We start from the raw sequence: 19,778 nt of genomic DNA, 5'->3' as shown, positions 1-19,778 counted from the left end.
CGAACACATATTAAGTTCGCTAGAGATGAAATCACAATTTAATTTGACGCAGTACCCGCTGTGGACTGCATTAGTCACCCCCTTCACTGAGACGGGTGAAGTTGACTATGACAATCTTGCGCAATTAGTAGCAGATCAACAAGATGCCAACAATGGCATTTTATTACTCGGCAGCACAGGTGAAGGTTTAGCCTTAACCATCGCAGAGCAGCAGCAAATCGTGCGTTTTGTCTGTGACTTATCGCCGACTGTACCTTTGATGGTTGCTGTAGGCGGGGTTAACTTACCGCAACAACTTGAATGGTTAGAGTTCTGTAACCAACAACCGATTGACGCACTATTACTAGGCTCACCACTTTACGCTAAACCCGGCATTAAAGGCCAAATTCAGTGGTTTGATACATTACTCAGTGCCACAGAACTTCCTTGCATGTTGTATAACGTGCCAGGACGCAGCGCCGTAGCACTTGCTCCTGAACTGTTATCCGCATTAAGTCATCACACCAACTTATGGGCTTTAAAAGAAGCCAGTGGTGACATTAGTAAATTTGAAGTATTTAGGAGTAGTAATCCTAATGTGGCTATTTACAGTGGCGATGATGCCTTAATGCCATATTTTGCCCAAGCTGGCGCAAAAGGTTTAGTATCGGTTGCTGCTAACGCATGGCCTAAACAAACCGCAGAGTTTGTTCGCAGATCGCTTTTAGGCACACCAAACCTGTTTACTACTTGGAGCGACGCGGTAAATAGCTTATTTGAAGTAGCTAACCCTGTGCCGGTAAAAGTGCTAATGCACCAACAAGGCAAGCTCAACACCCCTAATTTACGTCCACCGCTTACCCATCATGAGCTGGAATCACCTGCAGCAATTCTCGCTGCTAATCAAACAATTTTATCTTGGAATTAAGAGAGAAGTACTATGAACTGGCAAGAACTATTAAAAAACCTAGAAAACGGCACCTTACGCGCAGCAAACCAAGATGAAAATGGTAACTGGCACGCGAACGTTGAAGTTAAAAAAGGCATTTTAGATGTTTTCAAAAATGGTACTAACACTGAGTTTCCAGGTGGTTTTGTAGATAAAGATAACCTTGCTGTACGCGGCTTTTCTGCACAAGAAGGTGTACGCATGGTGCCAGGTGGTACGAGTGTTCGCCCAGGTGCCTATGTTGCAAGCGGCACAGTGATTATGCCACCAGCCTATGTGAATATTGGCGCTTACATCGATACCGGCACTATGGTTGATAGCCATGCATTAGTAGGCTCATGCGCTCAAATTGGTAAAAACGTACATTTAAGTGCTGCAGTGCAAATTGGCGGTGTATTAGAGCCTGTTGGCGCAAGCCCTGTAGTAATTGAAGATGATGCATTTATCGGCGCAGGTTGTGTCATCGTTGAAGGCGTTGTAGTTAAAAAAGGTGCGGTACTAGCACCAGGCGTGCGTCTTTCTGCGACTATTCCTGTTTATGACTGTGTAAATGAGCGCGTTTTAGAAAAAGGTGAACCAATTCCAGAAAATGCGATTGTTATTCCAGGTTCACGCCCTTCATCAAGTGAATGGGGCCGCGAGCAAGGCTTAAGCATGTCATGTGCGCTTATCGTTAAATATCGTGATGAACAAAGCGATGCATCATTAGAACTGGAAGAGGCTTTACGTTAATGAGCTTTTTGAGCACACCACAACGTCAATTACTTGCAGAGCTTTGCCAACAAACAGATCTGCCATTTTATCTATACGATTTAGATAAGCTAGAAGCACATTTAACGCAGCTTACATCACAAAATGTGGTGAAACTGTGGTACGCAGTAAAAGCAAACCCGCTTTCAGCGATCATCCAAACGTTAGATAAATGTGGCTTTGACTTTGATGTAGCAAGCAGCGGTGAACTAAACCAAGTTTTAGCCCAAGGCATAGACGCAAAACGTGTGCTCAACACTGGACCTGCAAAATCGAAAAAGCAGATTCAGCATTTTCTCGATAAAGGTGTTCGCACCTTTGTCGCTGAAAGTCACAACCAAGTGGTTTGGTTAAACCAAGCTGCGAGTGAACATAACCTAACCCTGCGCATTTTATTGCGAGTGCAATTGCGCTGGCCAGACAGTGAAAAAAACCCACTTGGTGGCGATAGCTTAACACCGTTTGGCCTTGGCTGTGACGACTGGGCCACATTGAGTATTGCCGATTACCCAGCGCTCGACTTTGCTGGTTTACATATTTTTCAGTGGGGCAATATGCTCAGCACAGAGAAGCTAGCTGAGCTTTGGCGTGCCATGATTGCACCTTTACAAAGTTTAAGTAAGCAACTCGGATTTGACCTACGTATTTTAGATTTAGGCGGCGGCCTAGGTATTCCTTATTGCGCATCAAGCACTGAGCTTGTCTGGCAAGAATTAGTAGATGCACTGGCAACAATAAAGCACGCGGTAGGCTGCGAAGAGCTTTGGATGGAACTCGGCCGCTATGCGGTTGGCGAAGTGGGTTTTTATGCCAATCCTGTCGTTGAACAAAAGCAAAACTACGGTGCTAATCAACTTATTGTTGCTGGCGGTATTAACCACATTTTACGCCCTGCCGTTACCAACCAGGCATTCCCTGCTGAGTTATTGCGTGAAACAGACAGCAAAACTAAACCCTATTTAGTGCACGGACCGCTTTGTACAGCACTAGATAGCTTAGGCCAATTTGAATTAGCCAACGATATTAACGACACTGACTGGCTTATTTTTGCCCAATGTGGCGCGTATGGCTTTACTGAAAGTATGCCGTACTTTTTATGCCATGAATTACCCGCAGAATTTATCGTAAAAAACGGCGTCGTAACATGTGTCAGACAAAGCGAAAGCGCTGATTATTACTTGAGGTAACTATGAACCTAATCACCCAAGAAAACATTCAAGTTGGTGAAATTGCCAACGGCTTACCGCTGACTATTCCGGTTTATCGCCTCAAAGGAAACGGCACAGGACCAAATGTGTATATTCAAGCCAATATGCATGGTGCAGAAGTACAAGGGAACGCGGTGATATATCAGTTACTTGAAAAACTGAAGCGCGAGACGTTGGCATCAAACATTACCTTAGTGCCTTATGCAAACCCTATTGGTTGCAACCAAAAATCTGGAGAGTTTACCCTAGGACGATTTGACCCAATTACGGGTACCAACTGGAACCGTATATATCAAAACCACTCGGCTTTGGTCGATGGCTTTGTTGCGGAATATCAGGATGCTGATATCGCAACAATTAAAAGTGCGTTTAAATCGCGCCTAATAAATGCAACTGCCGAAATTTTAGAAGGGCCAAGTTACGCACTCAATACGGGTAAGCGAATTGCTTTAAACTTACAAAAATTAGCGCATCAGGCAGACATTGTGCTCGACCTACACACAGGGCCTATCTCAGCTAAGCACTTATATTGCCCAGAATATGCCAAAGACAGTGCCCGTTATTTTGATATTGAGCATGTGTTACTTATTCCAAATGAATTTGATGGCGCAATGGACGAAGCGAATTTTTGTCCATGGTGGCAACTAAGCCAAGCCTATAAAAAAGCAGGTCGCGACATTCCCGTTTTAGTGGAAGCCTTTACCGTTGAGCTAGGCTCACAAGAAAAGATTGACCTGACAGAAGCCGCTAACGATGCAAACAGCATACTAAGCTATTTAACGTATAAAGAAGCATTGCAAGATTCTCATTACCAGCCACAAGCCATTACCCGCTACGCCTGTTATTTAGATGATTATCTTGCGTATTACGCGCCAATGGGTGGCATGGTTGAATACACAGCAGCGCTCGGTAGCCACGTAAAAGCAGGCGATACCATTGCCAAAATTTTACGTATGGAACGCTATTTATCTGAACAGCCACTAAATGAAATTACCCTAGAGCAAGACGGCATAGCAATTTTGCACTTTGCGTCAGCCAGCGTAAATCAAGGCACTGAGCTTTATAAATTTTTTACAAACTACTTTGAATTGTAACAGTTGCGTGAGAAGTCCCCTTTGGGGCACAAGGCGGCAAATATGCCGCCTTTTTTATGTTTCTAAAATGGTTATAATAAAAGCTCACTCATTTTAGGGATATAATTAATGCGCCTTTTAGCTTCTAGCTTAATACTCTCACTGGCCAGCTCGCTTGCATTTGCAAACGACGACCCTTCTGAAAAAGAACTCGCCAAGCAATGCATTCTTAACGAACTTGCTGCAGGCGATGATTCGCAAACACTTGCTGAAATTAAGAAAAAGTGTTTGAAAATAACAGATATGGATGACATGTCGGCAATTGATAAACGCGTTATCCGAGAAAAAGTTACCACCAACAACCCCAATGTAATTACGCCACATAATCGCAACTATATTCTACCTGTGACTTACATGGATCGCCCCAAAAACACGCCTGCAGAAAGCGATCCTAACTTAAAAGGTGCGCCTTTAGATGAGTTAGAAGCTAAGTTTCAGCTGTCGTTAAAAGTGCCGCTATACCAAGTTAAGTCTGATATCGACCAAGCATTTTATTTTGGTTTTACCATGCAGTCGTATTGGCAACTCTACAATAATGATATTTCATCGCCATTTCGAGAAACCAACTATCAACCTGAAGTATTTTGGATGAATTTACTGGACGATGAAAATCGTTTATGGGGTGACGAAATGGGCATAGTGCTTGGTTTTGAACACCAATCAAATGGCCGAAATATTCCACTTTCACGTTCATGGAATCGAATTTATGCGAACCTGTTTTGGGAGCAAGATGGCTTTGTGTTTAGCTTTAGGCCTTGGTACCGCATCCCTGAAGAAGAAAGACGCAACGAAGATGACCCAACTGGTGATGACAACCCAGATATTGATGACTACATGGGACACTTTGAATTTGCAACGATTTATCGCTACGAAGAACATGAATTTACCGTAATGTTACGCAACAACTTAAAGTCAGATAACAAAGGTGCAGTACAGCTTGATTGGTCATTCCCTGCGTGGGGTCGTTTACGAGGTTACGCACAATATTACAATGGTTATGGCGAAAGTTTAATTGATTACAACCAACACATTGAACGCTTTGGTGTAGGTATTTTATTAACTGACTTTTTATAATTTCATACCAATTCTGTTAAGTATGTGATCAGGGATAGCGCTGGATAAATGAAATGCTAACAAGGCAGAATTTTTCTTATGTAGTTGTTCTACATTGATAAATTCTAACGCAGTTAGCATGATATTTAGTCCGCTAGGATGAGCTGCTATTTAAGTGAATTGGTATCAGAGCATTTCGTTAAATTTCAAACATAAAAAAAACCAGCCTAGGCTGGTTTTTTTATTACAAAACGAAATCGCTATTACGCTTTTTTCGCTTCGCGGCTAGCACGCTTACGCTCGCTTTCAGTAAGAAGTTTCTTACGAATACGAATGCTTTCAGGCGTTACTTCTACTAGCTCATCATCATCGATAAACTCAAGCGCTTGCTCAAGCGACATAATGATTGGTGGCACAAGGTTTTGCGCTTCATCAGTACCTGATGCACGAACGTTAGTAAGTTGCTTACCTTTAAGCGCGTTAACTGTAAGGTCGTTATCACGCGCGTGAATACCAATGATCATACCTTCGTATACTTCCACACCGTGACCGATGAATAGTTTACCGCGGTCTTGTAGGTTGAATAGTGCGTTAGTAAGCGCTTTACCTGTTGCGTTAGCAATAAGTACACCGTTCTTACGCTGACCAATGTTACCGCCTTTATGAGGACCGTAGTGATCGAACGTGTGGTACATTAAACCTGAACCAGACGTTAGTGTCATAAAGTCAGTTTGGAAACCGATTAGACCACGTGAAGGCATCATAAAGTCCATACGGATACGGCCTTTACCATCTGGTGCCATATCAGTCATTTCAGCTTTACGCAGACCAAGTTGTTCCATGATAGAACCTTGGTGCTCTTCTTCAACGTCAACGGTTACTGTTTCGTATGGTTCTTCTAATTGACCATCTACTTCGCGAAGGATTACTTCTGGACGAGATACTGCAAGCTCGTAACCTTCACGACGCATGTTCTCGATTAAGATACCTAGGTGAAGTTCACCACGACCTGATACGCGGAAGCTATCTGGGTTATCTGTTTCTTCAACACGTAGTGCAACGTTGTGAACTAATTCAGCTTGTAAACGCTCAAGAATGTTACGTGAAGTAACGAACTTACCTTCTTGACCTGAGAACGGTGAAGTATTTACAGAGAACGTCATGGTTACTGTTGGTTCATCAACAGAAAGTGCAGGAAGTGCTTCAACTTGGTTTACATCACATACTGTGTCTGAGATTTTAAGCTCACCCAAACCTGTAATTGCAATGATGTCGCCAGCTTGCGCTTGTTCAGCTTCGTGACGATCAAGACCTAAATAAGTAAGTACCTGACCAACTTTACCGTTACGCTTAGAACCATCAGCACCAACAATTGTTACTTGCTGGTTAACTTTAACCGTACCACGCTTAATACGACCTACACCGATAACACCGATGTATGAGTTGTAGTCAAGCTGTGAAATTTGCATTTGGAATGCGCCTTCAGGATCGGCATCTGGCTTTTCTACTTGATCAACAATTGCTTCAAACATAGGTTGCATGTTGTCTGACGGTTCGTCTAGATCTAACGTTGCCCAACCATTGATTGCTGACGCGTAAATAACTTGGAAGTCTAACTGGTCATCAGTTGCACCTAAGTTATCGAAAAGATCGAATACTTGGTCCATAACCCAATCAGGACGCGCGCCTGGCTTGTCAATTTTGTTGATAACAACGATAGGCTTAAGACCTAATGCGAATGCTTTTTGCGTTACAAAACGCGTTTGTGGCATTGGACCTTCTTGTGCATCAACAAGTAGTAATACTGAATCAACCATTGAAAGAACACGCTCTACTTCACCACCGAAGTCAGCGTGTCCCGGAGTGTCTACGATATTAATGTGGTAGTCATTCCATTCGATTGCTGTATTTTTAGCTAGGATTGTAATACCGCGCTCTTTCTCGATATCATTTGAATCCATTACACGTTCTTCATTACCGCCACGTGTTTCTAATGTACCTGATTGCTCAAGTAGCTTATCAACTAGTGTTGTTTTACCGTGGTCAACGTGCGCGATAATCGCAATATTACGTAATTTTTCGATACTCATATTTTTACTCAAGTTAGTGCTCTGGATAGAAGCTACGGATTATCTAATAGGCACAATACCCATCAAAGCCCGCTAAAAATCTAAGCTAAACACCTTTTATGTCATCTTAATGATGACCTCAAAAGGGTCTGCGCCTGCAAAAAAGTGGCATATTATCCCCTATTACTGTGACAGATGAAAGTTTAGACAGAATAAAAATAGCTGATTTTTGCGATATTTTTGTCACATTGCAGGTTTATTTTAAAAAAACGATTTTGGCCTTGTGATTTTAGCCGTATTTTCTAGACTTTATCGCGCACCATATCAGTGCAAATAGGGATCTTTTTGGTGCATCAAAATGGTGCAAAGTAAATTGAATTTATTAAAAACCATTAATATTCATTGATTTATAAAACTGGCACAAAAGCCGCTTTATAGACAGCGATTTCACAATTAAAAACAACACACGGTTGGAGGACTATATGTCACACACGGTTTTACAATTTATCAAGGAAAACGACGTTAAGTTTGTTGACCTACGTTTCACAGATACAAAAGGTAAAGAGCAGCACGTTTCTATTCCTCATCACCAAGCTGACGAAGATTTCTTTGAAGATGGTAAAATGTTCGATGGTTCTTCAATTGCTGGTTGGAAAGGCATTAACGAATCAGACATGGTATTAATGCCAGATGCAGATTCAGCTAAACTAGACCCTTTTGCTGAAGAAGCAACACTAATCGTACGTTGTGACGTAGTAGAGCCTTCAACACTACAAGGTTATGAGCGCGACCCTCGTTCTGTTGCTAAACGCGCAGAAGAATACATGCGTTCAACTGGTATCGCAGATACTGTACTTTTCGGTCCTGAGCCAGAATTCTTCCTATTTGACGATGTTAAGTACAAAACTGACATGTCTGGTTCTATGTACAAAATCGATGCTGAAGAAGCATCATGGAACTCAGACAAAGACTACGAAGGCGGCAACTCAGGTCACCGTCCAGGTGTTAAAGGCGGTTACTTCCCAGTAGCACCAGTAGATTCATCACAAGACTGGCGTTCAGCTACTTGTCTAGTGTTAGAAGAATTAGGTCAAGTTGTTGAAGCTCACCACCATGAAGTAGCAACAGCTGGTCAAAACGAAATTGCAACTCGCTTTAATACAATGGTAATCAAAGCGGACGAAATTCAAGAAATGAAATACGTTATTCACAACATGGCTCACCTTTACGGTAAAACGGCTACATTTATGCCTAAGCCAATCGTTGGTGATAACGGTTCAGGTATGCACTGTCACCAATCACTTGCTAAAGATGGTCAAAACATCTTCGCAGGCGACAAGTACGGCGGTCTTTCTGAAGAAGCACTTTACTACATCGGTGGTATTATCAAGCACGCTCGCGCAATCAATGCATTTGCGAACGCGTCAACTAACTCATACAAGCGTCTAGTACCTGGTTTTGAAGCTCCGGTAATGCTTGCATACTCTGCACGTAACCGTTCTGCATCAATTCGTATTCCAGTAGTACCATCTGCAAAAGCACGTCGTATCGAAGTTCGCTTCCCAGATCCGACAGCTAACCCATACTTAGCATTCTCAGCAATGTTAATGGCTGGCCTTGACGGTATTAAAAATAAGATCCACCCAGGTGAAGCAATGGATAAAGATCTTTACGATCTGCCAGCTGAAGAAGCAGCTGAAATCCCAACTGTTGCAGCTTCATTAGACGAAGCACTTGCAGCACTTGATGCTGACCGTGAGTTCTTAACTCAAGGTGGTGTATTCACTGACGACCTAATCGATGCTTACATCGCACTTAAGTCGAAAGAAGTAGAAAAATTAAACATGACAACTCACCCAGTTGAGTTTGAAATGTACTACAGCGTGTAATAATTTCACGCCTCCAGAATCAATTTATTGTTTCAATGTGTGTTCCTAAGCCCGTTCTGCGGGCTTTTTTTGTGGAAAAATGAATATATATATTATACATTTATACTATCTGAACCTTATCATATTGTTTCGCTGGGTATTTTGTAGCTAGTTTTTCTGTAAAACAGGCGAATTTTTCCGTTCAGTACTAAAATAAAAACAACATATCTAAGCAAGGAGCTGATGTGGCTTTTAGAAGCGCGCTACTATCACTTTTAATTTTTATTATGTTACTGCCGGTAACAAACCTCGCTGCGAAAGAAATTTATATGTGGCGAGATGAAAACGGTGTTTTAGTATTCTCAGATACGAAACGTCCGGGTGCAAAAGTGATCTCTTTAGCTGATGATAAAGCAACCAGCATGAAAAAAGCGGATACATCCATCTTTGATAAACCGGATGACCCCAATAAAAAAATAGAATACGGTGTTGAGATTGTATCGCCAAGTCATGAAGAAACGATTCGTGATAACACTGGCTCTCTCCATGTTTCTATTCGCATTACACCAAGCTTTAATCCCAAATATAAAGTACAGCTATTATTTAATGGCAAACGCAACACCCCACCGCAATCCAAATCGGTTTTTGTAATGCGTAATGTGGACCGCGGCGCACATACAATTCAAGCGCAACTATTTGATGAAAAAGGTAATGCTGTTGCCACCAGCGAGCAAACCACCTTCTTTATGCACCGCGCAAGCAGTATCGCAAAATAACTCTCTAAATAAGCTCATTGCGGAACGCTTCTTGCTTTTTCTAATTAAACATCAATTTAAATTGATTTTAATTAAAATAGCGCACTAAAATGGTGCAATGATGCTTAAAGACTTATCCAGCTACATTAAACTACTAGAAAATCTCACAAGCTGTGTATTGTTAGTCGATGGTGACTTTAAACTTCACTACGCAAATACCAGCGCAAGCGAATTATTTGGCATCAGTACCAAACGCATTGTCACAACCAATTTTAAACAACTATTTCATTATCACTCGATTGATCTGCATAAGATCCTAGAAAATACCTTTCTCAGTGGTAACGACTGCGTTCAACATCGCGCTAATGTGGTATTTAACGATGGTCGGCACGCAACCATTAGTCTTTCAGCGCGTCGCATCGAATTAGATAACCAGCTTTTAATGCTGCTTGAATGCCGTTCACTTAACCAAGAGCTCAAGCATGATCAGGCCTCACATCAAATGCACCAACAAAGTGCAGCGCGTAATTTAATCCGCGGCCTCGCCCATGAAATTAAAAATCCGCTAGGCGGAATTCGTGGCGCAGCGCAATTACTACAATATGAAAGCGATCAACAAGAACGCGAACAATGCGCCAACTTAATTATCGAACAAGCTGATCGTCTCACTGAGCTTGTTGACCGACTACTTGGGCCAAACCAACTACCAAACAAAGAGTGGATAAACATTCACCAAACCTTAGAGTCAGTGATAAAACTAAGCTTGTTAGACAATCAGCACAAAATAAAGCTCGTTAAAGATTACGATCCAAGCATTCCCGATGTATTTATTGATAACGGTAAAATTCAGCAAGTACTGCTCAACATCGTTAAAAATGCGCAACATGCGCTCAATAAACTGGCAGAGCTTGGTACTATAACGTTAAAAACCCGAGTTAAACACCATGTACGTTTGCATAACAAAGCATTTAAAAATGCCCTCATCATTCAAGTTATCGACAACGGCCCAGGCATTGATGAAGCGCTAAAAGAAACCCTATTTTTTCCTATGGTCACCAACAAAGACGGCGGCTCAGGTTTAGGGCTAGCCATTGCACAAACACTTATTGACCAACATCAAGGCTATATTGAATGTGATAGTTGGCCAGGCCACACCGAATTTAATATTTATCTACCCCTGTCTATGGAGAAGCCATAATGAAAACCGTTTGGTTAGTTGACGATGACGCTTCGATTCGCTTTGTACTAGAAAAAGCACTTAAGCGTGCAGGTTTTAATACCGAATCATTCGCCAGTGCTGAAGCGGCAGCCTCTGCGCTTGAATACGATCAACCAACCGTACTGATTTCAGATGTGCGCATGCCAGGCCAAGATGGCATGTCGTTGCTTGAAAATATTGTTGAGCAAAATCCAGGCTTGCCAGTGATTATTATGACCGCCCACTCCGATCTTGATTCTGCTGTACAGGCTTTTCAAAAAGGGGCATTTGAATATTTAGCAAAGCCATTTGATTTAAACGAAGCAGTTTCACTTGTTGAAAGCGCATGTCGCGCCAACACACGCGTTAAGGTAAAGCCGAAAAAAGTCGAGAAAAAAGCCCCCGATATAATTGGCGAAGCGCCTGCCATGCAGGAAGTCTTTCGCGCGATAGGTAAACTCAGCGCCTCAAGCATGAGTGTACTTATCAACGGTGAATCCGGTACGGGTAAAGAATTGGTTGCAGGTGCACTACATAATCACAGTCCACGCCGCGAAAAAACCTTTATTGCGCTCAATATGGCCGCAATTCCAAAAGACTTAGTTGAATCAGAACTGTTTGGCCATGAAAAAGGGGCATTTACCGGTGCCGATAGCGTGCGTAAAGGCCGCTTTGAACAAGCTAATGGCGGTACACTGTTTTTAGATGAAATAGGTGATATGCCGCTTGATGTGCAAACTCGTTTACTACGCGTACTGGCCGACGGTGAGTTTTATCGTGTCGGTGGCCATCAAAGCATTAAAGTAGATGTACGCATTATTGCCGCAACTCACCAAAACCTAGAAAAACTGGCCCGTGAAGGCAAATTCCGCGAAGATTTATTCCACCGCTTAAATGTCGTTCGTTTAAAACTGCCACCACTGCGCGAACGCAGCGTCGATATTGAAAAATTAGCCAACTACTTTTTAAGTCGCAGTGCAAAAGAGCTTAAAGTCGAGAGCAAAATCCTGTCTAAAGAAGCAGCCAATAAAATGATGGAATTTGCATGGCCGGGGAATGTGCGCCAGCTCGAAAATACCTGCCGTTGGCTCACGGTGATGACCCCAGGTCAGCTTATTAGCGTTGAAGATTTACCAAGCGAAATTACCGAAAAAATAAGCCACAGTGGCAATAGTCATGATTCAAACTGGCAACAGCAATTTCAATTGTGGTTTGAAAACGAGCTAAAACAAGGCAAACACAATATTTGGCCTGATATACAAAACAAAATTGAAAGCCAAATTATTAAAAGTGCGCTTAAACACAGCAATGGTCACAAACAAGACGCCGCGCACTTAATTGGTTGGGGGCGTAATACCCTAACCCGTAAACTTAAAGAGCTAAATATCGATTAACTAACTTCAGGTTTAGATAAAAAATAGTAAAGGCACTTAAATCTAAAGTAACCACCTGTTTTTAATCATTTTGCGCTGGCAAGACGCGCCATTTAGTGCAATATTTAAGGTTCTAATAAAACAGCACCGCCTCAGGAAGTTGAATGCTTAGCACGGAGTCTTTACTTACTAACTTTTCCAAGCGTTATAAAACGGCGCTTTTTGCAATTGCGGTGCTTATTTCATGTGCGTTTTTAATTATTACCCTGCAGCAACAGCAGCAAGAGAGCTATGCCAGTATTGTTAACAGTGCCGGCGAGCAACGAATGTTGTCGCAGCGTATTGCCTTACTAGCGCAACGTGAGCCGACCCAATACCATCAACAACAACTTGCGAAAGCCGCTGAGAAGCTACTAAGTAATCAAGATCAGCTACTCAAACAACTTGAGCTATTTGACCAAAATGCTCAACAACAAATTAAACAAATTTACTTTGCTGATAATCAGCTGCAAGCAACCCTTGAAGCCTACGCAAACGCTGCGTTATCTCTCTCGCAAGGAACAGCGCTTTCAACCTCAAAAAGCAGCTTATTTACCACAGATAAAACCGACCAAATACTCACTCAATTAGATCAAATTGTAAGTGTATTTGAACACGCCGTAATACTTGATAAACAACAACAGAATGAGCTGATTTATATTACTTGGATTGGCTCTCTGCTATGCCTGCTCGGGCTTGCTTTTGCGCTACTAAAACCAACGCAATCTTGGCTTGCAGACACCTACTCTAAACTGCTAACACAACGTAATCGGGCATCTGACTTTGAGTTCGCAATCAATAAACATTCTGCGGTTTTGCGAGTTGATAACCAAACAAACATCTTGTACTGCAATAAAATGTTCACACATTTTTATGGTTATGAGCAAAATGAGATTATTGGCCATTCAACACGTACTCTCAGAAGTTATTACCATGATGACGCCCTTTATCAAGAAATAACCGATGCCATCACAAAACACACGGTATGGCATGGCGAACTATGCAACAAAGCTAAAGATGGGCGTTTTTATTGGTTTAGCACCACCATAGTGCCGCTGCGCAGTAATGACGCGCAAAAAGACACCTCAATTATTATTCAAAACGATATTACTGAGCAAAAACATGCCGAGTTAGCGTTTAAACGCCTGCACGAAATAACCAGTGATATCAATGCGAGCCTTGATGATAAAATGAATGCCATGCTAACGCTCGGTTGTGATATTTTTCAGCTACCGCTTGGCATAGTAAGTGAAATTTCAAACAACTATAAAGTGCTGTACGCAAAAAGCCCAAATAATGAAATTTCACCAAATGACCAATTTGATTTTGAGAATACTTACTGTTTTCACACCTTTAATGCTGACCAAGCAATTGCATTTCACCATGTAGCAAAAAGTGAAATTGCAACGCATCCTTGTTACTTAAACTTTGGTCTAGAAAGCTATATCGGTTGCCCAATTTTTGTCGATGGCAAGCGCTTTGGCACATTAAACTTTTCAAGTCCCGATGCATCATCGCACCCGTTTACTAATAGCGATCTCGAATTGATCCGCTTATTTGCTCACTGGATTGGCTTTGAGTTAACGCGCACAGCGCAACAAAACAAATTGCTTTCACAGCGTCAGTTAATGGAAGAAATGAGCGAGCAAGCACTCATTGGCGCGTGGGAATATAATGTAACGAACAATTCGTTGTATTGGTCACATATGACCAAAAAAATACACGAAGTCAGTGACAACTTTGAACCACAAGTTGAAACAGCCATTGACTACTACAAGCCTGGCGAAAACCGTGACCGCATCGCCAAATTAATGGCAAACGCAATAGAGCATGGCACCCCATTTCAAGAAGAGCTTCAACTAATCACAGCCAAAGGCAACGAGAAATGGGTTGCGGCACGCGCTCAACCAGAAATGCTAAATGGCCAATGCCAACGTGTATTTGGTTCATTCCAAGATATTACCGACCGAGTTTTAGCGCGAGATAATTTAACCGATACTAACCAGCGCTTGCAGTTTGTGCTGCAATCTACCAGCGTGGGTATTTGGGATTGGGACGTTGATAGCGGAAAAACCATCTTTAATGATCGCTGGGCAACCATGATTGGCTACACACTTGATGAATTAGCACCCACCTCTGTTGATACTTGGATGAGCTTGCTACACCCCGATGATTTAGCCAAAGCAGAAAAACAATTACAGCGTCATTGGCAGGGAGAAGCCGAACATTATAGCTGTGAAACCCGTATGAAACATAAAAATGGCGAATGGGTTTGGGTACTCGACACCGGTAAAATAGTTGAGCGACATACCGATGGTTCGCCAAAACGGATGATCGGCACACACCTCGATATTCATCAGTCGAAACAAGCTGAACTCGAAATTCAAGATAAAAATGAGCGCATGGCGCTTGCCGCTGATTCTGCTGGCATAGGTATTTGGGACTACAACGTACAAACCCAAGCATTAACTTGGGATACGTGGATGTTTAAGTTGTACGGCGTTGATGATGACCAATTTATCGGGGCATATGAAGCGTGGGAAAATGGGTTGCACCCCGATGACAAAGCCGATGCTGTTGCAGCGCTCACACACGCGTTAGAAACCAATTCTAAATTTGATACTGAATTTAGAATTATCACACCCGCAGGTGAAACACGCTATATCAAAGCGTCTGCAATTAATAAGCTCGATGGCAACGGGCAAGTGTCCAATATGATCGGTGTAAACTACGATATAACCGAGCGCGTCGAAAATGAGTTAGCACTCACTAAAGCCAAAGTTGACGCCGAAGCTGCCATGATTGCCAAAGATGAGTTTTTAGCTAGTATGAGCCATGAAATTCGCACGCCAATGAATGGCGTTATTGGTATGCTCGAATTAATGCAAGACAGTCCACTCAATGACGAGCAAACACACCGCTTAACTATCGCCAAAAACAGTGCAAATTCTCTGTTAAATCTGATTAACGATATTCTCGATTTTTCAAAAATAGAAGCAGATAAACTGGAGTTGGAACAAATTCAATTTGATTTACACCTGCTACTTTCTGAACTTGTTGAGTTATTTGCTACTCGCGCAGAACAAAAACAGCTTGAGCTTATTTTAGATACGGTCAATTTAAATGAGCATTTCGTAATAGGCGATCCTGGACGAATTCGTCAAATTCTAAGTAACTTAATCGGCAATGCCATTAAATTTACTCACCAAGGCGAAATCATTGTGAGTGCTGCTCTACGCGATGACAGTGAGCACTATTGGCGTCTCACCTTAGCGGTAAAAGATACTGGCATTGGTATTTCCAAAGAAAAACATCAACATGTATTTGAGCTATTCAGCCAAGAAGACTCTTCAACCACACGAAATTATGGCGGCACGGGGCTTGGTTTAGCCATCGTAAAACGATTATGTAATCACATGGATGGCGATATTAGCTTAACCAGTGCAACAAACGAAGGCAGCGAATTTGTTTGTAATTTACGTATTAAAAAGGCAAATCAAAGCTCGCTTTCTCAGCCCAATGTAGCAATAAGTGGATTAAATATTTTAGTTGTCGATGATAATGAAACTAACTGTGAAATATTAGCAAAGCAGCTTAAAAGTTGGGGCGCCAAGGTCACTACTTTTTCAAACGGACAAGAAGCTTTAGCGCTATGTAATACACTCAAAGCGAGCGAAACGTTATTTGATGTAGCGATACTTGATATGCAAATGCCAAAAATGAGCGGTGAAATGCTGGCTAAAGAGCTAAAAGCAGACAACCAACTAGCAGCTATTAAGTTGATTATGATGACCTCAATGCAGCACAAAGGCGATGCTAAGCATTTTGCAGAGATTGGCTTTGATGGCTATTTTCCAAAACCTGCGACCAGTGCGGATCTGCGCGCAGCTTTGCAGATTATTGTCGATAACGGCGAGCCGTTAAAACACGCTGAACCACTGTTAACACGCCACTATATTAATGAACTAAACAACACCAAGGCTCAGTCTACCAGTAAGGAATTACCACAACTTAATGTGTTGTTAGTAGAGGATAATAAAGTAAACCAAATGGTTGCTAAAGGCATTTTGGCTAAGCTCAAGCTAACTTGTGAGATCGCTGAAAACGGCCTTGATGCAGTAAATAAACTAAAAGCACAATCAACACCGTACGACGTTATTTTTATGGATATACAAATGCCTGAAATGGACGGCTACCAAGCAACAAACGCCATACGACAAAACCAATGTGGTGAACAACACCAGCACACAACCATTATTGCGATGACCGCCAATGCAATGGAAGGTGATAAAGATAAGTGCTTAGCAGCAGGCATGAATGAGTATATCTCAAAGCCCATTTCACTGAATGATGTAGAAAGTAAGTTACGTACTTTATTTACGTAACTAAGGCTATAAACTTAGCCGCGCCGAAATAAAGTCAAGAAATACCGAGATCCGCGACGACACTGCACTATTGCGATAATACACCGCCTGAACACTCTCGCGTTTGTTGGGCGATACAATGTGATCGTGAAATACACTCACTAAACGTCCCGCAACTAAATCATCTTTAATCATAAAGTGAGAAAGTAACGCTAACCCTTGACCTGCAATACACAATTGTCGCACCGTTTCTCCGCTGGAAGCACTGATCGCAAAATCCAGCTTTTGTGGCTTTTTAAGCGGCCAATTATTTAAATGAGGCGCATCACTAAAACCAATAAAACGATGATTTTGAGCAGCGATTTGCTTATCTTCAAGCGCTACGCTGGCTAAATATTTAGGGCTTGCCACAATATGTAATTTACTTTTTCCCAGTGAACGCGCATGTAAGTTTGAATCGCTTAACTCACCAATACGAATCGCAATATCTGTTTTATGTTCGAGTAAATCAATAATGCTGTCGTGGCTAGTAAGCTCTAACTGAATATCTGGATACAGCTCACTAAATTCGTTTATTAGCGGTGCAATTTGATGTAACACAAACGGGCTGGCAGCATCAACTCGCAGCTTGCCAGAAGGTGAACGTTTTAGTAAACGCAGTGCCTCTTCGCCTTTTGCCAAAACATTAAGGCCATCACGCGCATGGCGCAAAAAAAGCGCTCCCTCTTCAGTAAGTTCTAATCGCCGTGTGGTGCGATTAAGTAAGGTTACGTCAAGAGTTCGTTCTAAACGCGTTACCGCCCGAGAGACTTTAGCGACTTGTAAATTAAGCAAGTTTGCTGCAGTAGAAAAGCTACCGCTATCAACCACAGTTATAAATGCTTCTAAATCTTCAGTTTTAGCAGCAACAGACATATACCCACCTTTTCATTTTTAACAAAAGTATTTTGTCACTACCGCTATTTTTTGCAAATAAATTAACACTCACAATATTCCTCTCATTAATAGGTAACTAAAATAGGAAACTTTATGCCGTTAGCATTATTTGCGTTAACGCTGAGTGCCTTTGCTATAGGCACAACTGAATTTGTGATTGTCGGGCTTGTGCCCACCATTGCCAACGATTTACAGGTTAGCTTACCCAGTGCAGGGTTATTAGTTAGCCTTTATGCATTTGGCGTAGCAATTGGGGCCCCTGTTTTAACCGCCTTAACAGGGCGATGGAATCGAAAATATTTGCTACTTAGCTTAATGGCATTATTTGTTGTGGGTAATTTGCTGGCGTGGCAAGCACCTAGCTATGAAAGTTTAATAATCGCTCGAATATTAACAGGACTTGCACATGGTGTGTTCTTTTCTATTGGCTCGACCATCGCCACCAGCTTGGTAAGTAAAGAAAAAGAAGCCAGCGCCATAGCGATTATGTTCACCGGATTAACGGTAGCGTTAGTTACAGGCGTACCGCTTGGCACTTGGATAGGGCAACACTTTGGCTGGCGAGCAACCTTTTTAGTTGTCTCTGCATTAGGCGTAATCGCGCTTATTGGCAGCGCATTGCTGGTACCTAAAAATCTTAAACAAAGCCGTCCAGCTCGTTTAAAAGAGCAAGCGCAAGTGTTAGTACAACCTCGATTGTTGTTAGTGTATTTAATGACTATTCTAGGCTATGGCGGCACTTTTACTGCATTTACCTACCTTGCTCCAATTTTACAAAGTGAAAGTGGTTTTTCAGCAAATACGATCGGCTTGATTATGCTGGTATATGGCATATCGGTTGCTGTTGGAAATATTTACGGTGGAAAACTCGCCGATAAAAAAGGACCAATTAATGCGTTAACCATAATTTTTAGCGCCTTAACACTGATTTTACTTGCTCTAACGTTCACCATGACATCGAAAATAGGTGCCGTATTTACGGTATTGGTTTGGGGCGCTTTTGCATTTGGTAATGTACCCGGATTACAAGTTTATGTCGTTAAGCTTGCCGAAAAGTTTACCCCAAATGCTGTGGATGTTGCATCGGGTCTTAATATTGCAGCGTTCAATATTGGCATTGCTTTGGGATCTATTTTAGGAGGCGTTATTGTGGAACAGATGACATTGCAAGATACCGCATGGATTGGCGCACTAATTTCTGCATTAGCGTTACTAGTCACTCGCTACAGCGGCCGATTAGATCAACGTTCAAACATTAATACTAACCTCCATACATAATCCCAAAAAAAGCAGCTATACCATGTCTTTTCATGGTATAGCTTCACTACAACTAAGACTTTAAAATAATTGATTTTTTTAGTTACTCATTGGACGCGTCTGGTTTATCTGACTAGTATTATTTGTATGCAAAATTTTAAGAGAATATTGGCGTGCTTGCTTTAATTAAACACTGCTTTTTAGTCGGTACTTTATTATTTTCCTTTCATATAAGTGCCACCATTTCACTGCAAATCACAGATCAAAATGACCAAGCACTAGAACATGCCATTATCGAAGTTGAAGTTTTAGCTCCAGCACCACAGTCAAACTCAAAAAAAACTCTGGTTATGGATCAAGTCAATAAAGCATTCGATCCACATGTACTCGCTGTGCCAATAAATAGCTATGTTAGCTTTCCTAATAGTGATGATATTCGCCACCATGTTTACTCTTTTTCTAAAGCAAAGCCTTTTGAATTGAAGCTCTATGCGGGTCAGCCAAAATCACCCATTATTTTTGAAAATACAGGCGTAGTCGTACTTGGGTGCAATATTCATGATGCGATGGTGGGATATATTTATGTGCACAACAATAATCGCACTTATATATCGGGTACTAAAGGCGAAGCAATAATTGATTTAGCACCCTCGGAAATAAAAAAAGCTTGGCTTTGGCATCCGAGAAACGCAAAGGGGGTAAATCATAAACAAGTGATTGATCTTACCAAGCTGAAACAATCAAAAGGGGCTATAAAGTTGGCGTTAACAGTTTCACCTGCAAAAGCAACAGGTAGCTTCCAAGATGTTTTTAAAACAGCTCATTAAGCTTAGCCTGCGGGCGCAAA

14 protein-coding genes are annotated in these 19,778 nt (G+C 41.8%); 12 read left to right on the top strand and 2 right to left on the bottom strand.

The window, feature by feature from the left end; genetic code table 11:
* Positions 1 to 25: 25 nt before the first annotated feature.
* From dapA to AC2IOM_RS05855, 5 genes are all read left to right on the top strand, one after another.
* A complete protein-coding gene (gene dapA / locus AC2IOM_RS05875) occupies positions 26 to 907 on the top strand; it encodes a 4-hydroxy-tetrahydrodipicolinate synthase (protein WP_138629422.1) in 882 nt (293 codons plus the stop codon).
* 12 nt (positions 908 to 919) lie between these two features.
* Positions 920 to 1,660 (top strand): 2,3,4,5-tetrahydropyridine-2,6-dicarboxylate N-succinyltransferase, encoded by a 741-nt coding sequence (locus tag AC2IOM_RS05870; protein ID WP_010561625.1) that lies wholly within the window; start codon positions 920 to 922, stop codon positions 1,658 to 1,660.
* On the top strand, positions 1,660 to 2,865 hold the full coding sequence (locus AC2IOM_RS05865) for a PLP-dependent decarboxylase (protein WP_486359388.1): 1,206 nt from the start codon (positions 1,660 to 1,662) through the stop codon (positions 2,863 to 2,865). Before AC2IOM_RS05870 ends, AC2IOM_RS05865 begins: the two co-directional genes overlap by 1 nt.
* 2 nt (positions 2,866 to 2,867) lie before the next feature.
* The gene (locus AC2IOM_RS05860; protein ID WP_486359387.1) at positions 2,868 to 3,980 is read left to right on the top strand and encodes a succinylglutamate desuccinylase/aspartoacylase family protein; all 1,113 of its coding nucleotides are present in this window, start codon (positions 2,868 to 2,870) and stop codon (positions 3,978 to 3,980) included.
* A gap of 108 nt (positions 3,981 to 4,088) precedes the next feature.
* Positions 4,089 to 5,093: a phospholipase A gene (locus AC2IOM_RS05855; RefSeq protein WP_486359386.1), complete on the top strand. Its 1,005-nt coding sequence runs from the start codon at positions 4,089 to 4,091 to the stop codon at positions 5,091 to 5,093.
* Positions 5,094 to 5,335: 242 nt separating this feature from the next.
* Here AC2IOM_RS05855 and typA read toward each other — a convergent pair whose 3' ends face one another.
* Positions 5,336 to 7,162, bottom strand: coding sequence for a translational GTPase TypA (gene typA, locus AC2IOM_RS05850; RefSeq protein ID WP_486359385.1), 1,827 nt, complete (start codon positions 7,160 to 7,162; stop codon positions 5,336 to 5,338).
* A gap of 461 nt (positions 7,163 to 7,623) precedes the next feature.
* On the opposite strand from typA, the gene glnA reads away from it, so the two are divergent.
* From glnA to AC2IOM_RS05825, 5 genes are all read left to right on the top strand, one after another.
* Positions 7,624 to 9,030 carry a glutamate--ammonia ligase gene (gene glnA / locus AC2IOM_RS05845; RefSeq protein ID WP_010561620.1) on the top strand — a complete coding sequence of 469 codons (1,407 nt, stop codon included), beginning with the start codon at positions 7,624 to 7,626 and terminating at the stop codon, positions 9,028 to 9,030.
* Between the two features lie 224 nt (positions 9,031 to 9,254).
* The gene (locus tag AC2IOM_RS05840) at positions 9,255 to 9,785 is read left to right on the top strand and encodes a DUF4124 domain-containing protein (RefSeq protein ID WP_486359384.1); all 531 of its coding nucleotides are present in this window, start codon (positions 9,255 to 9,257) and stop codon (positions 9,783 to 9,785) included.
* Positions 9,786 to 9,885: 100 nt separating this feature from the next.
* Entirely contained in the window at positions 9,886 to 10,962 is a 1,077-nt protein-coding gene (gene glnL, locus AC2IOM_RS05835; protein ID WP_486359383.1) for a nitrogen regulation protein NR(II), read from the top strand.
* Positions 10,962 to 12,356 (top strand): nitrogen regulation protein NR(I), encoded by a 1,395-nt coding sequence (gene glnG, locus AC2IOM_RS05830; RefSeq protein WP_486359382.1) that lies wholly within the window; start codon positions 10,962 to 10,964, stop codon positions 12,354 to 12,356. The genes glnL and glnG overlap by 1 nt, the downstream gene beginning before the upstream one ends.
* 143 nt (positions 12,357 to 12,499) lie before the next feature.
* Positions 12,500 to 16,759 carry a PAS domain-containing protein gene (locus AC2IOM_RS05825; RefSeq protein ID WP_486359381.1) on the top strand — a complete coding sequence of 1,420 codons (4,260 nt, stop codon included), beginning with the start codon at positions 12,500 to 12,502 and terminating at the stop codon, positions 16,757 to 16,759.
* Between the two features lie 6 nt (positions 16,760 to 16,765).
* Here AC2IOM_RS05825 and AC2IOM_RS05820 read toward each other — a convergent pair whose 3' ends face one another.
* Positions 16,766 to 17,653, bottom strand: coding sequence for a LysR substrate-binding domain-containing protein (locus AC2IOM_RS05820; protein WP_486359380.1), 888 nt, complete (start codon positions 17,651 to 17,653; stop codon positions 16,766 to 16,768).
* 114 nt (positions 17,654 to 17,767) lie between these two features.
* Here AC2IOM_RS05820 and AC2IOM_RS05815 point away from each other — a divergent pair, with 114 nt between their 5' ends.
* Entirely contained in the window at positions 17,768 to 18,952 is a 1,185-nt protein-coding gene (locus AC2IOM_RS05815) for an MFS transporter (protein ID WP_486359379.1), read from the top strand.
* A 152-nt stretch (positions 18,953 to 19,104) separates the two neighbouring features.
* Positions 19,105 to 19,758, top strand: coding sequence for a methylamine utilization protein (locus AC2IOM_RS05810; RefSeq protein ID WP_486359378.1), 654 nt, complete (start codon positions 19,105 to 19,107; stop codon positions 19,756 to 19,758).
* The last annotated feature ends 20 nt before the right edge of the window (positions 19,759 to 19,778 follow it).

Source organism: Pseudoalteromonas sp. NS-SX12 (assembly GCF_057367955.1).
This window is presented reverse-complemented; position numbering and strand designations above follow the sequence as displayed.